This is a genomic window from Pseudomonas tumuqii (assembly GCF_013184545.1).
GTDB lineage: Bacteria > Pseudomonadota > Gammaproteobacteria > Pseudomonadales > Pseudomonadaceae > Aquipseudomonas > Aquipseudomonas tumuqii.
Map to the genome: position 1 here is coordinate 124,621 of NZ_JAAOJA010000006.1, position 12,932 is coordinate 137,552.

At 63.9% G+C, this 12,932-nt stretch carries 12 protein-coding genes; 6 read left to right on the top strand and 6 right to left on the bottom strand.

Annotation, left to right across the window (positions count from 1 at the left end; genetic code table 11):
• The first annotated feature begins 102 nt into the window (after positions 1-102).
• Positions 103-1,116, top strand: coding sequence for a porphobilinogen synthase (gene hemB, locus G9C89_RS13080; protein WP_172148568.1), 1,014 nt, complete (start codon positions 103-105; stop codon positions 1,114-1,116).
• 18 nt (positions 1,117-1,134) lie between these two features.
• Entirely contained in the window at positions 1,135-3,339 is a 2,205-nt protein-coding gene (gene ppk1, locus G9C89_RS13085) for a polyphosphate kinase 1 (protein ID WP_172148570.1), read from the top strand.
• Here the strand turns inward: ppk1 and ppx are convergent.
• From ppx to G9C89_RS13115, 6 genes are all read right to left on the bottom strand, one after another.
• Positions 3,326-4,828 carry an exopolyphosphatase gene (ppx, locus tag G9C89_RS13090; RefSeq protein ID WP_172148572.1) on the bottom strand — a complete coding sequence of 501 codons (1,503 nt, stop codon included), beginning with the start codon at positions 4,826-4,828 and terminating at the stop codon, positions 3,326-3,328. The two genes, ppk1 and ppx, sit on opposite strands and share 14 nt — an antisense overlap.
• A 92-nt stretch (positions 4,829-4,920) precedes the next feature.
• Entirely contained in the window at positions 4,921-5,430 is a 510-nt protein-coding gene (locus G9C89_RS13095) for an ureidoglycolate lyase (protein WP_172148574.1), read from the bottom strand.
• A complete protein-coding gene (locus G9C89_RS13100; protein WP_172148576.1) occupies positions 5,427-6,158 on the bottom strand; it encodes an amino acid ABC transporter ATP-binding protein in 732 nt (243 codons plus the stop codon). The genes G9C89_RS13095 and G9C89_RS13100 overlap by 4 nt, the downstream gene beginning before the upstream one ends.
• Positions 6,145-6,795, bottom strand: a complete 651-nt coding sequence (locus G9C89_RS13105) for an amino acid ABC transporter permease (RefSeq protein WP_172148940.1) — start codon at positions 6,793-6,795, stop codon at positions 6,145-6,147. Before G9C89_RS13105 ends, G9C89_RS13100 begins: the two co-directional genes overlap by 14 nt.
• Positions 6,792-7,457: an amino acid ABC transporter permease gene (locus G9C89_RS13110; protein WP_172148578.1), complete on the bottom strand. Its 666-nt coding sequence runs from the start codon at positions 7,455-7,457 to the stop codon at positions 6,792-6,794. The genes G9C89_RS13105 and G9C89_RS13110 overlap by 4 nt, the downstream gene beginning before the upstream one ends.
• A 24-nt stretch (positions 7,458-7,481) precedes the next feature.
• Positions 7,482-8,267, bottom strand: coding sequence for a transporter substrate-binding domain-containing protein (locus G9C89_RS13115; protein WP_172148580.1), 786 nt, complete (start codon positions 8,265-8,267; stop codon positions 7,482-7,484).
• A gap of 284 nt (positions 8,268-8,551) precedes the next feature.
• Between G9C89_RS13115 and G9C89_RS13120 the strand changes: the two genes are divergently transcribed.
• The 4 genes from G9C89_RS13120 (at position 8,552) to ubiD (ending at position 12,855) form a co-directional block, all read left to right on the top strand.
• Positions 8,552-9,244, top strand: a complete 693-nt coding sequence (locus tag G9C89_RS13120; RefSeq protein ID WP_172148584.1) for a FadR/GntR family transcriptional regulator — start codon at positions 8,552-8,554, stop codon at positions 9,242-9,244.
• A gap of 116 nt (positions 9,245-9,360) precedes the next feature.
• Positions 9,361-9,687 (top strand): thioredoxin TrxA, encoded by a 327-nt coding sequence (gene trxA, locus G9C89_RS13125; protein WP_172148586.1) that lies wholly within the window; start codon positions 9,361-9,363, stop codon positions 9,685-9,687.
• A gap of 244 nt (positions 9,688-9,931) precedes the next feature.
• Positions 9,932-11,191, top strand: a complete 1,260-nt coding sequence (gene rho / locus G9C89_RS13130; RefSeq protein ID WP_172148588.1) for a transcription termination factor Rho — start codon at positions 9,932-9,934, stop codon at positions 11,189-11,191.
• 197 nt (positions 11,192-11,388) lie between these two features.
• Positions 11,389-12,855: a 4-hydroxy-3-polyprenylbenzoate decarboxylase gene (gene ubiD, locus G9C89_RS13135; RefSeq protein WP_172148590.1), complete on the top strand. Its 1,467-nt coding sequence runs from the start codon at positions 11,389-11,391 to the stop codon at positions 12,853-12,855.
• The last annotated feature ends 77 nt before the right edge of the window (positions 12,856-12,932 follow it).

Below are 12,932 nucleotides of genomic sequence, written 5' to 3' on the forward strand. Positions count from 1 at the left end.
GCGACGCATTGGCGCAGTTTCGCCTTCGGTCGTCATCATTTGGTCATAATGGTGGCTTATAACTGTCACGCTCGCCTGTTCGTGCGGGCTATGGAGTCTGCTGTGAGCTTTACCCCTGCCAATCGCCTGTTTCCTGCCACGCGCCTGCGGCGTAACCGTCGCGATGACTTTTCCCGGCGCCTGGTGCGCGAGCATCGGTTGAGCGTCGACGACCTGATTCTGCCGGTGTTCGTCCTCGATGGTGACAACCGCCGCGAGGCAATCGCCTCGATGCCGGGTGTCGAACGGCTGTCCATCGACCTGCTGTTGCAGGAGGCGGAGAAGTGGGTGGCCCTGGGCATTCCGGCGCTGGCGCTGTTTCCGGTGACGCCGCTGGAGAAAAAGTCGCTGGACGCTAGCGAGGCGTGGAACCCCGAGGGCATCGCCCAGCGCGCGATTCGCGCCCTGCGTGCACGCTTCCCGGAGCTGGGCATCATCAGCGACGTGGCCCTGGACCCCTTCACCACCCACGGCCAGGACGGCATCCTCGACGAAGACGGCTACGTGCAGAACGACGTCACCGTCGACGCCCTGGTCAAGCAGGCGTTGTCGCATGCCGAGGCCGGTGCCCAGGTGGTCGCGCCCTCGGACATGATGGACGGCCGGGTGCAGGCCATCCGCGAGACCCTGGAGCTGGCCGATTTTGCCAATGTGCGGATCATGGCCTACTCGGCCAAGTACGCCAGCGCCTACTACGGCCCGTTCCGCGATGCCGTGGGTTCGGCGGCCAACCTGGGCAAGGCCAACAAGGCCAGCTACCAGATGGATCCGGCCAACGGTGACGAGGCGCTGCACGAAGTGGCCGCCGACCTGGCCGAAGGCGCCGACATGGTGATGGTCAAGCCGGGCATGCCCTATCTGGACATCCTTTGGCGGGTCAAACAGGAATTCCGGGTGCCAACTTTTGTCTATCAAGTCAGTGGCGAGTACGCCATGCATATGGCCGCGATCCAGAATGGCTGGTTGAGCGAGGCGGTGATTCTCGAGTCGCTGACCGCTTTCAAGCGTGCCGGTGCCGATGGCATCCTTACCTATTTCGCCGTTCGCGCGGCAGAACTGTTACAGCCGGGGCGCTAGTCCCGCCAGGACGATCCAATGACCACCGAAGGACTCACCCCCAGCGAATTGCAGACTGCCGAAGCGGTCGTCGCCGAACTGCCGGCGGAAATCCTGCCGCCGATCGAATTGCCCGTGCCCGCGCCGGCACCGCCCATGGTGGTGCCGAGCCTGGACGACAGCAGCCTGTATATCCACCGCGAGTTGTCGCAGCTGCAATTCAATATCCGCGTGCTGGAACAGGCGCTGGATGAGTCCTACCCGTTGCTGGAGCGGCTGAAGTTTCTGCTGATCTTCTCCAGCAACCTGGATGAGTTCTTCGAGATCCGTGTCGCCGGCTTGAAGAAGCAGATCAACTTCGCCCGCGAACAGGCCGGCGCCGATGGCTTGCAGCCGCATCAGGCGCTGGCGCGGATTTCCGAGCTGGCGCACGAGCAGGTCAGCCGCCAGTACGCGATTCTCAACGACACCCTGTTGCCGGCGCTGGAAAAGCACCAGGTGCGCTTTATCCGCCGGCGTCACTGGAACACCAAGCTGAAGGTCTGGGTGCGTCGCTACTTCCGCGATGAGATCGCGCCGATCATCACGCCGATCGGCCTGGACCCGACCCACCCGTTTCCCTTGCTGGTGAACAAGAGCCTGAACTTCATCGTCGAGCTGGAGGGCATCGATGCCTTCGGCCGCGATTCGGGCCTGGCGATCATCCCGGCGCCGCGCCTGTTGCCGCGGATCATCAAGGTGCCGGAGGACGTCGGCGGCCCCGGCGACAACTACGTGTTCCTCTCCTCGATGATCCACGCGCATGCCGACGACCTGTTCCAGGGCATGAAGGTCAAGGGCTGCTACCAGTTCCGCCTGACCCGCAACGCCGACCTGTCGGTGGATACCGAGGACGTCGAAGACCTGGCCCGTGCCCTGCGCGGCGAGCTGTTCTCGCGGCGTTACGGCGATGCGGTGCGCCTGGAGGTGGTCGACACCTGCCCGCGGCCGCTGCTGGATTACCTGCTCAAGCAGTTCAGCTTGAGCGAGAACGAGCTGTACCGGGTCAGTGGCCCGGTCAACCTGACCCGGCTGTTCAGCATCACCGGCCTGGCCAGTCACCCGGAGTTGCAGTACGCGCCGTTCACTCCGGTGATCCCCAAGCTGCTGCAGAACAGCGACAACATCTTCAGCGTGATCAGCAAGCAGGACATTCTCCTGCTGCACCCGTTCGAGTCCTTCACCCCGGTGGTCGACCTGCTGCGTCAGGCGGCCAAGGATCCGCACGTGCTGGCGATCAAGCAGACCCTTTACCGCAGCGGCGCCAACTCGGAAATCGTCGATGCGCTGGTCGAGGCCGCGCGCAACGGCAAGGAAGTCACCGCGGTGATCGAACTGCGTGCCCGCTTCGACGAGGAGTCCAACCTGGCCCTGGCCAGTCGCCTGCAGGCGGCCGGTGCGGTGGTGATCTACGGGGTGGTCGGGTTCAAGACCCACGCCAAGATGATGCTGATTTTGCGCCGCGAGAGCGGCGAGATCGTCCGCTACGCGCACCTGGGCACCGGCAACTATCACGCCGGCAACGCCAAGCTGTACACCGACTACAGCCTGCTCACCGCCGATGTGGCATTGGGCGAGGATGTGGCGAAGATGTTCAGCCAGCTGATCGGCATGGGCAAGACCCTGCGCATGAAGAAGCTGCTGCATGCGCCCTTCACCCTGAAGAAAACCCTGCTCGACCTGATCGCCAAGGAAACCACCCAGGCCAGCGAGGGCAAGCCGGCGCACATCATCGCCAAGTTCAACTCGCTGACCGATCCGAAGATCATCCGTGCGCTGTACAAGGCCAGCCAGACCGGGGTGCGCATCGATCTGGTGGTGCGCGGCATGTGCTGTCTGCGTCCGGGTATTCCGGGGGTGTCGCACAATATCCAGGTGCGCTCGATCATCGGCCGCTTCCTCGAGCACACGCGGGTGTTCTACTTCCTCAACGAAGGCGAGGAGAAGATCTACCTGTCCAGCGCCGACTGGATGGAGCGCAATCTGGACAAGCGCGTCGAGACCTGTTTCCCGGTGGAAGGCAAGAAGCTGATCACGCGGGTGAAGAAGGAGCTGGAAGCCTACCTGACCGACAACACCCAGAGCTGGGTGCTGCAGCCGGACGGCCGCTACCTGCGTAGCAGCCCGACCGGCAACCAGAACCCGCGCAGTGCGCAGGCCGGGTTGCTGGAGAAGTTGACGGTGCCGCTGGTCAGCGCACGCTAAGCTCGATGCCGGAACGTTTGAGCCACTCGGCTTCCTGGATGAAGTCTGCCTGGGTCAGCGGGTTGCTCGCCAGCCAGTCCTTCGGGAAGCGGATTTCCAGGCTTTGCGCCACTGCCTGCAGCTGTACCTGGGGCATCTCCTGGGTACCGCGGATGTGATGGAAGAGGATGGCGAATCGCAGCAGTACGCACAGGCGGACCAGCTTGATGCCTTCGTCGCCGAATTCACCGAGTTTGTCCCTGGGAATGTTGCGCCGGTGGCCGCGAACCAGCAGGGCGAGCATCTGCTGATCCAGGCGTGAGAAACCGGCCAGGTCGGAGTGCTCGATCAGGTAGGCGCCGTGCTTGTGATACTGGTAGTGGGCGATGTCCAGGCCCAGTTCATGCACCCGCGCGGCCCAGATCAGCAGTTCACGGTGCCATTCGTCGCCCAGCCCCCAGCTGTCGGCCACTTGGTCGAGGGCTTCCAGGGCCTTGTGCTCGACCCGGGCGGCCTGCTCCAGGTCGACGTGGTAGCGCTCCATCAGCGCGCTCAGGGTGCGCTGGCGTACATCTTCATGGTGATGGCGGCCGAGCAGGTCGTAGAGCACGCCTTCGCGCAGGGCGCCTTCGGAGTGCGACATGCGTTCGATCTCGCAGGCATCGAAAATCGCTTCGAGAATGGCCAGGCCCGCCGGGAATATCCCGCGCCGATCCGGTTTGATGCCGCCGAGGTCGAGCTTGTCCACGTCACCGAGCTTGAAGATCTTGCGTTTGAGCCAGGCCAGGCCATCCGGGTTGATCTCGCCAGCGCCCAGTCCGGCGGCCTGGATCGCCAGGCCGATGGCCTTGATGGTGCCGGACGCCCCCACCGCATCCTGCCAGCCGAGCCTGCGCAGGGCATGCTCGATACCCATTATCTCCAGGCGCGCCGCGGTATAGGCCTGGGCGTAGCGGGCCGGGGTAATCTTGCCGTCCTTGAAGTAGCGCTGGGTGTAGCTCACGCAGCCCATCTGCAGGCTCTCGCGCAGCAAGGGCTCGAAGCGCTGGCCAATGATGAACTCGGTACTGCCGCCGCCGATATCGGTCACCAGGCGCTTGCCCGGGGTGTCGGCGATGCTGTGGGACACGCCGAGGTAGATCAGTCGCGCTTCTTCGCGACCGGAGATGACTTCGACCGGATGGCCGAGGATTTCCTCGGCGCGGCGGATGAATTCGCCGCGGTTGTGCGCCTCGCGCAGGGCGTTGGTGCCGACGATGCGCACCGCCCCCTCCGGCAGGCTGGCGGTCAGTTGGGCGAAGCGGCGCAGGCAGTCGAGGCCGCGCTGCATGGCGGCCTCGTCGAGCAGGCGCAGCTCGTCGATACCGGCGGCCAGTTGCACCTTGTCGCCCAGGCGCTCGAGGATCCGCAGTTCGCCGTGATCGGCCTTGGCCAACACCATGTGGAAGCTGTTGGAGCCCAGGTCGATGGCTGCAATCAAGGGAAATGACTCTGCAGGGGTATGCGGCATGATGGGGCTTTCTCGATACGGAACGCCGACATCCTGCCACGATAGGTGGGGCACGCCAACGCATACCGATGTCGCAGGCCCTGCAGATGTTGCTAGAAACAGGCCTCGAGGGGGTGCTGCAAGAGGCGCTCATCGCAGTTCTGCCCCGGGCCGCCACGATCCACCACGACGAAGCGGCCCGGGCGCTGCAGGCACAGCAACGGGTGGTGCCAGGTGCCGGCGGCATAGTTGACGCCTTGCCCGGGACTGCTGATGAAGGCGCGGATCGCCCGTTCGTCGAGTTCGCCGGCCGGGGCCACCACGATCAGCATGCGCGCGCCATCCACCGGGTAGAAGGCCTGGCTGCCCAGGGGATGGCGTTCCAGCTGGTGGATCTGCAGCGGCGAGTGCCAGGCCTGGCCGTCGAACAGGCTGAGCAGGGTTCGCGCATCGCTGCCGACCGCCTCGAGTCGCGCCAGGTCGTGGTAGCGGGTGGTGCTGCCGGCGTTGATCGACAGGGCCGTGGCGCCGACGCTTTCCAGCACTTCGCCGAAGGGGGCGAAGGCCGCGCGGGTCAGCGGCTCGACCGCCAGCGGCCGCGGCTCGCGCAGGGCCAGGCTCATAAGTTGACCGAGCCGATAAACTGGCGCAGCTCCGCGGTCTGCGGTTCGGCGAACAGCGCCTTGGGCGCGCCGACCTCATGCACCTTGCCCTGATGCATGAACACCAGCTTGTCGCCGACCTCGCGGGCGAAGCGCATCTCGTGGGTGACCATGATCAGGGTCATGCCCTCGCTGGCCAGTTGCTTGACCACCGCCAGCACCTCGTTGACCAGCTCCGGGTCGAGCGCCGAGGTGATCTCGTCGCACAGCAGCACCCGGGGCGACATGGCCAGGGCGCGGGCGATCGCCACCCGCTGCTGCTGGCCGCCGGACAGGCGTTCCGGGTAGGCGTCGAACTTCTCGCCCAGGCCGACCCGCTCGAGCATCTGCCGCGCCAGTTGCGCGGCCTCGTCGCGCGCCAGCTTTTTCACCACCTGGGGTGCCAGCATGATGTTCTCGCCGACGCTCAGGTGGGGGAACAGGTTGAACTGCTGGAACACCATGCCGACCTTCTGCCGCAGGCTGCGCAGGTCGGCGCGGGCGGCGTCGATATAGTCGCCGTCGACCTCGATCACCCCGTCGTCGATCGACTCCAGGCCGTTGAGGGTGCGCAGCAATGTGCTCTTGCCCGAGCCGCTGCGGCCGATGATGGCGACCACCTGGCCTTCCTCGACGGTCAGGTCGATGCCCTTGAGCACGTGGTTGTCGCCGTAGTACTTGTGCAGGGCGGTGACGTTAAGCAGTGACATTCAGCCTCCTTTCCAGGCGGTATGCGGCAAGCGACAAGGGGTAGCAGAGCAGGAAGTAGCCGAGCGCCACCAGGCCGTAGACCATGAAGGGCTCGAAGGTGGCGTTGGCCAGCATGCCGCCGGTCTTGGTCAGTTCGCTGAAACCGATGATCGAGGTCACCGCGGTGCCTTTCACCACCTGCACCGAGAAGCCCACGGTGGGGGCGATGGCGATGCGTAGCGCCTGCGGCAGGACCACGTGACGCAGCACCTCGAGGCGGCTCATGGCCAGGCTTTCGGCAGCTTCCCACTGGCCGCGGCCGATCGATTCGACGCAGCCGCGCCAGATTTCGGCGAGGAAGGCGCTGGTGAACAGGGTCAGGGCGACGGCTGCGGCCAGCCAGGGCGACACGTCGACACCGAGCAGGGCGATGCCGAAGAACACCATGAACAGCTGCATCAGCAACGGCGTGCCCTGAAACAGCTCGATATAGCCGCGCGCCAGGACCCGCAGCGCCTGCAACCGTGAAATTCGCGCCAGCAGAAGCAGCAGCCCGGCCACGCCGCCACAGGCGAAGGCCACCAGCGACAGCAGCAGGGTCCACTGCAGGCCCACCAGCAGGTTGCGCAGGATGTCCCAGAAGGTGAAGTCCATCAGCGGCCTCCGACGACGAAGCGGCGGCCAACCCAGGCCAGCAGCTGGCGGATCAGGATCGCCATGGCCAGATAGAGCAGGGTGGTCACCAGGTAGGTTTCAAAGGCGCGGAAGTTGCGCGACTGGATAAAGTTGGCGGCGAACGACAGCTCTTCGGTGGAAATCTGCGAACACACCGCCGAGCCGAGCATGACGATGATGATCTGGCTCGACAGCGCCGGCCAGACCTTGGCCAGGGCCGGGCGCAGGACCACGTGGCGGAAGATCTCGAGCCGGTTCATGGCCAGGGCCGCCGCCGCTTCCAGCTGGCCGCCGGGGATGGCCTGGATGCCGGCGCGGATGATCTCGGTGGAATAGGCCCCTAGGTTGATCACCATTGCCAGCACCGCCGCTTCCCACTCGTTCATCCGCACGCCCAGGGCCGGCAGGCCGAAGAAGATAAAGAACAGCTGAACGATAAAGGGGGTGTTGCGGATCAGTTCGACATACAGGCCAAACACCTGGTTGAAGGGTTTGATCCGCCAGGCGCGCAGCACCGCACCGATGATGCCCAGACCGACCCCCAGCAGGGTGCCGACGGCGGTCAGGCTGAGGGTGAAGAACGCGCCCTGCAGCAACAGGTCGGCGTTGTCCAACACCGGAAGAAAATCGAACTGGTACGCCATTGCGGGCCTCCTGTCTCTGCGCCCTTACAGGCCGGCCGGCAGTGGCTGCTTCAGCCATTTCTCGCTGATCGCATTGAGGCTGCCGTCGGCCTTGGCGCCGGCGATGATCGCGTTGACCCTGGCCAGCAGCGCCGCCTCGTTCTTGTTCAGGCCGACGTAGGTGGGCGAGTCCTTGAGGTTGAGCTTCATCAGCGGCACGCGCTGGGGATTGCGCTCGGCGATGGCGGCCATCACCACGTTGCCGCTGGCGATCAGGTCGACCTGGCCGGAGAGGTAGGCGGCGATGGTCGAGTTGTTGTCCTCGAAGCGCTTGAGCGTCGCGCCCTTGGGGGCCACCTTGCTCAGCTCGATATCCTCCACCGAGCCGCGGGTCACGCTGATGGTCTTGCCTTCCAGGTCGGCGAGGCTGCTCACGGCCGCGTCTGCCGGGCCGAATACGCCGAGGTAGAAGGGCGCGTAGGCGCTGGAAAAGTCGATCACCGCTTCCCGCTCGGGATTCTTGCCCAGGCTGGAGATCACCAGGTCGACCTTGCCGGTGGTGAGGAAGGGAATGCGGTTGGTGCTGTTGACCGGAGTCAGCTCGAGCTTCACCGCCAGCTGGTTAGCCAGCAGCTGCGCGGTGTCGATGTCCAGGCCGCGTGGCTGCATGTCCGGGCCGATCGAGCCGAAGGGCGGGAAGTCCTGGGGGACGGCGACTTTCAGCACGCCGCGTTCGGTGATGTCGCTGAGGCTGTCGGCGAAGGCGCTGGGTAGGCTCAGGGCCAGGCCGGCGACGAGCAGGTTGAGTAGGTGGCGCTGAATCTTGTGCATGGCATGCTCCCGGTGGGCGAGTGAAATTCGATGGATTTCGCTGGCTACCCGATTGCATCGCTCATGCCAATTTCATTTGATTCATGTACTTAGCTTTATTGTTTTTGCAAAACAAGGTCTTACTGGTCTGAACAGTTTAGAAGCTGACTGGCTGGTCAGGCGAGATGCTGCATCATTCGGGTGCGCGGCCAGGTAACGGGCGTCAAAACGGCGCAGCGCTTGCCTGGGAGGCCGCTCTGGCCGTACAAAGAGCACCTTTACTGGACCGACCGGCCTGAACAGTCATGCATGCTCCCGCTCCCCGCGCCGTCCCCGAGTACGCCCTGCAGGCGATCCGCAAGCTGATCGCCGACGAGGACTATCGCCCGGGCGACGCCCTGCCTTCGCAGCGCGACCTGGCCGAGCGCCTGGGGGTCAGTCGCACCTCCCTGCGCGAGGCCCTGTCGTCCCTGAGTGCCCTGGGCATGGTCAGTGTGCAGCCGGGCAAGGGGGTGTTCGTCCAGGCCGCGGCCCCGACGGGCTTCGCCTGGCCATTCGCCGAGCAGGTGTCGGCCGCCGATACCTTCCAGCTGCGTTTCGCCCTGGAGGGTTTCGCCTGTGGCCTGGCGGCGGCCACCCTGACCGCGGCAGAGCTGGATGCGCTGCAGGACAATGTCGAGCAGATGCGCCTGGAGCTGCGCGGCGGTGATTTCGACAGCGCTTCGCGCCTGGATTTCGACTTTCACCGGCGCATCCTGCTGGCCAGCGGCAACCAGGCCATGTGCGGCATCGTCACCTCCCGCGCGGATATTTTTCTGGAAAGTCAGAAACTACCGTTCATCCGCCCGGAGCGGGCGATGGAGACCTGGCAGGAGCACCGTAAGATCCTCAAGGCCCTGGGGCGGCACGCCTCGGGCCCGGCGCAGAAGGCCATGCAGCAGCATATCCGCGCGGCCGCCTTGCGCACCGGCATCGCTTTTGTCACCCTTGGCGACTAGCGAGCGGGAAATTTCTTCAGGCCCCATAGATAGGCTCAATGGCGTTCGCCTTCCTGTGTCGGGAAAGGCGGGCTATGATGGCGTCCACTTTTTGCTTCCGAACACGGAGACTTTCCATGAGCGAATTCATCACCAATGTCAGCGATGCCAGCTTCGACCAGGACGTCATCCAGGCCGAAGGTCCGGTGCTGGTCGATTACTGGGCTGAGTGGTGCGGTCCGTGCAAGATGATCGCGCCGGTGCTCGATGAGATCGCCAAGGACTATCAAGGCAAGCTGAAAATCTGCAAGCTGAACATCGACGAAAACCAGGACACCCCGCCGAAATACGGCGTGCGTGGCATTCCGACCCTGATGTTGTTCAAGAACGGCAACGTCGAAGCCACCAAGGTTGGTGCGCTGTCCAAGTCGCAGCTGGCGGCCTTCCTCGACAGCAATATCTAAGCCATAGTGCCAATGATAAGCCCCGCTGATTGCGGGGTTTTTTCTGTCCGGGTGCTGGACGTGTCGATAAAACCGGTGTTACATTCGGCCTCGCTGCATTTCCTATGCAGCCCCCTGCAAGCCGTCGCCGACGGATTCCTACGCGAATACCTTCGAAACACGCTGGCGATCCAATCGCCTTTTAGCGGCGCGGTCTCCCAAGCTGAATAGCTTATTTCCCCTCCTTCATGATTACGTCATTCCTATGAATCTGACCGAACTCAAGCAAAAGCCGATCACCGAACTGCTGGAACTCGCCGAACAGATGGGCCTGGAAAACATGGCTCGTTCGCGCAAGCAGGACGTGATTTTCTCGCTGTTGAAAAAACACGCTAAAAGCGGTGAGGAAATCTCCGGTGATGGCGTGCTGGAGATCCTCCAGGACGGTTTCGGCTTCCTCCGCTCCGCGGATGCCTCGTACCTCGCTGGCCCCGATGACATCTATGTGTCGCCGAGCCAGATCCGCCGCTTCAACTTGCGTACTGGCGATACCATCGTCGGCAAGATCCGCCCGCCGAAAGAAGGCGAGCGTTATTTCGCGCTGCTCAAGGTCGATACGATCAACTACGATCGCCCGGAAAACGCGAAGAACAAGATCCTGTTCGAGAACCTGACGCCGCTGTTCCCCACCAAGCGCCTGATCATGGAAGCCGGTAACGGCTCCACCGAAGACATCACCGGCCGCATCATTGACCTCTGTGCCCCCATCGGCAAGGGCCAGCGTGGCCTGATCGTGGCGCCGCCGAAGGCCGGCAAGACCATCATGCTGCAGAACATCGCGGCCAACATCACGCGCAACAACCCCGAGTGCCACCTGATCGTGCTGTTGATCGACGAGCGCCCGGAAGAAGTGACCGAAATGCAGCGCACCGTGCGCGGCGAAGTGGTCGCTTCCACCTTCGACGAGCCGCCAACCCGCCACGTGCAGGTTGCCGAAATGGTGATCGAGAAGGCCAAGCGCCTGGTCGAGCACAAGAAGGACGTGGTCATCCTGCTCGACTCCATCACCCGTCTGGCGCGGGCCTACAACACCGTGATCCCGAGCTCCGGCAAGGTCCTCACCGGTGGTGTCGACGCCCACGCCCTGGAGAAGCCGAAGCGCTTCTTCGGTGCCGCGCGCAATATCGAGGAAGGCGGATCGCTGACCATCATCGCCACCGCGCTGGTGGAAACCGGCTCGAAGATGGACGAAGTGATCTACGAGGAATTCAAGGGCACCGGCAACATGGAATTGCCGCTGGACCGTCGGATCGCCGAGAAGCGCGTGTTCCCGGCGATCAACATCAACCGCTCCGGCACCCGCCGCGAAGAGTTGCTGACCGCCGAAGACGAGCTGCAGCGCATGTGGATCCTGCGCAAGCTGCTGCATCCGATGGACGAAATCGCCGCTATCGAGTTCCTCATCGATAAGCTGAAAGCGACCAAGACCAATGAAGAGTTCTTCCAGTCGATGCGCCGCAAGTAGGCAGGATCTGCTGCGCTTCGGCGATGTTGGGTAACAACTGACTGACCTCGGCTCGCGATGAGCCTGGTTCGGCCGGTTAAGACAGAAGCCGGGGAAACCCGGCTTTTGTGTGTCTACGCACTGCCACTCCTTCTGAATAACCCAGTTCGGCGCTAAACTTTGCGCCCCGACTGGCACGCCCGACACGAGGCTCCTGCATGCAGTATCGCGACCTGCGCGACTTTATCCGCGGCCTGGAACAGCGCGGCGAACTCAAGCGCATCCAGACGCCGGTATCCCCGGTGTTGGAAATGACCGAAATCTGCGACCGCACATTGCGCCGCGGCGGTCCGGCGCTGCTGTTCGAGAACCCCACGGGCTTCGCCATGCCGGTGCTCGGCAACCTGTTCGGCACGCCCAAGCGGGTGGCGTTGGGCATGGGCGCGGAAGAGGTCAGCGAGCTGCGCGAGATCGGCAAGCTGCTGGCGTTCCTGAAAGAGCCGGAGCCGCCGAAAGGCCTGAAAGATGCCTGGTCGAAGCTGCCAATTTTCCGCAAGGTGCTGGCCATGGCGCCCAAGGTGTTGAAAGACGCGCCCTGCCAGGAAGTGATCGAGGAGGGCGACGACGTCGACCTCGGCAAGTTGCCGGTGCAGACCTGCTGGCCGGGCGATGTCGGCCCGCTGATCACCTGGGGCCTGACCATCACCAAGGGGCCGAACAAGGAGCGGCAGAACCTCGGCATCTACCGCCAGCAGGTGATCGGCCGCAACAAGGTGATCATGCGCTGGCTCAGCCACCGCGGCGGCGCCCTGGACTTCCGCGACTGGTGCGAGAAATACCCGGACCGTCCCTACCCGGTGGCCGTGGCCCTGGGTGCCGATCCGGCAACCATCCTTGGCGCGGTCACCCCGGTGCCGGACAGTCTGTCCGAATACGCCTTCGCCGGTCTGTTGCGCGGCCATCGTACCGAGTTGATCAAATGCCGTGGCAGCGAACTGCAGGTGCCGGCCAGTGCCGAAATCGTCCTCGAAGGGGTGATCCATCCCGGCGAGATGGCCGATGAAGGTCCCTACGGCGACCACACCGGCTACTACAACGAGGTGGACCGCTTCCCGGTGTTCACCGTCGAGCGCATCACCCGTCGGCAGAAGCCGATCTACCACAGCACCTACACCGGTCGCCCGCCGGATGAGCCGGCGATCCTCGGCGTGGCGTTGAATGAAGTCTTCGTGCCGATCCTGCAGAAGCAGTTCCCCGAGATCACCGATTTCTACCTGCCGCCCGAAGGCTGCTCGTACCGCATGGCGGTGGTGACCATCAAGAAGCAGTACCCTGGCCATGCCAAGCGCGTGATGCTCGGTGTCTGGTCGTTCTTGCGCCAGTTCATGTACACCAAGTTCGTCATAGTCACCGACGACGACATCGATGCGCGCAACTGGAACGACGTGATCTGGGCGATCACCACACGTATGGACCCCAAGCGCGACACCGTGCTGATCGACAACACGCCGATCGATTACCTGGACTTCGCCTCGCCGGTCTCCGGTCTGGGTAGCAAGATGGGCCTGGACGCCACCCACAAATGGCCGGGTGAGACCAGTCGCGAATGGGGGCGGGCGATCGTTCAGGATGAGGCGGTCAAGCGTCGGGTCGACGAGCTCTGGGCGCAGTTGGGGATCGACTGATGCGCTGGATCGATAAGCGACTGCGGTCGCGCTTACTGCAATGCGTGCAAGGCCCGGTCAAGGCCGCGGGTTTGCGC

Coding starts and splice junctions, on each gene's coding strand:
- ubiD (WP_172148590.1), top strand. CDS start 11,389: ATGCAGTATCGCGACCTGCGCGACTTTATCCGCGGCCTGGAACAGCGC.
- G9C89_RS13110 (WP_172148578.1), bottom strand. CDS start 7,457: ATGGCGTACCAGTTCGATTTTCTTCCGGTGTTGGACAACGCCGACCTG.
- G9C89_RS13095 (WP_172148574.1), bottom strand. CDS start 5,430: ATGAGCCTGGCCCTGCGCGAGCCGCGGCCGCTGGCGGTCGAGCCGCTG.
- trxA (WP_172148586.1), top strand. CDS start 9,361: ATGAGCGAATTCATCACCAATGTCAGCGATGCCAGCTTCGACCAGGAC.
- G9C89_RS13120 (WP_172148584.1), top strand. CDS start 8,552: ATGCATGCTCCCGCTCCCCGCGCCGTCCCCGAGTACGCCCTGCAGGCG.
- ppx (WP_172148572.1), bottom strand. CDS start 4,828: ATGCCGCATACCCCTGCAGAGTCATTTCCCTTGATTGCAGCCATCGAC.
- ppk1 (WP_172148570.1), top strand. CDS start 1,135: ATGACCACCGAAGGACTCACCCCCAGCGAATTGCAGACTGCCGAAGCG.
- G9C89_RS13100 (WP_172148576.1), bottom strand. CDS start 6,158: ATGTCACTGCTTAACGTCACCGCCCTGCACAAGTACTACGGCGACAAC.
- rho (WP_172148588.1), top strand. CDS start 9,932: ATGAATCTGACCGAACTCAAGCAAAAGCCGATCACCGAACTGCTGGAA.
- G9C89_RS13115 (WP_172148580.1), bottom strand. CDS start 8,267: ATGCACAAGATTCAGCGCCACCTACTCAACCTGCTCGTCGCCGGCCTG.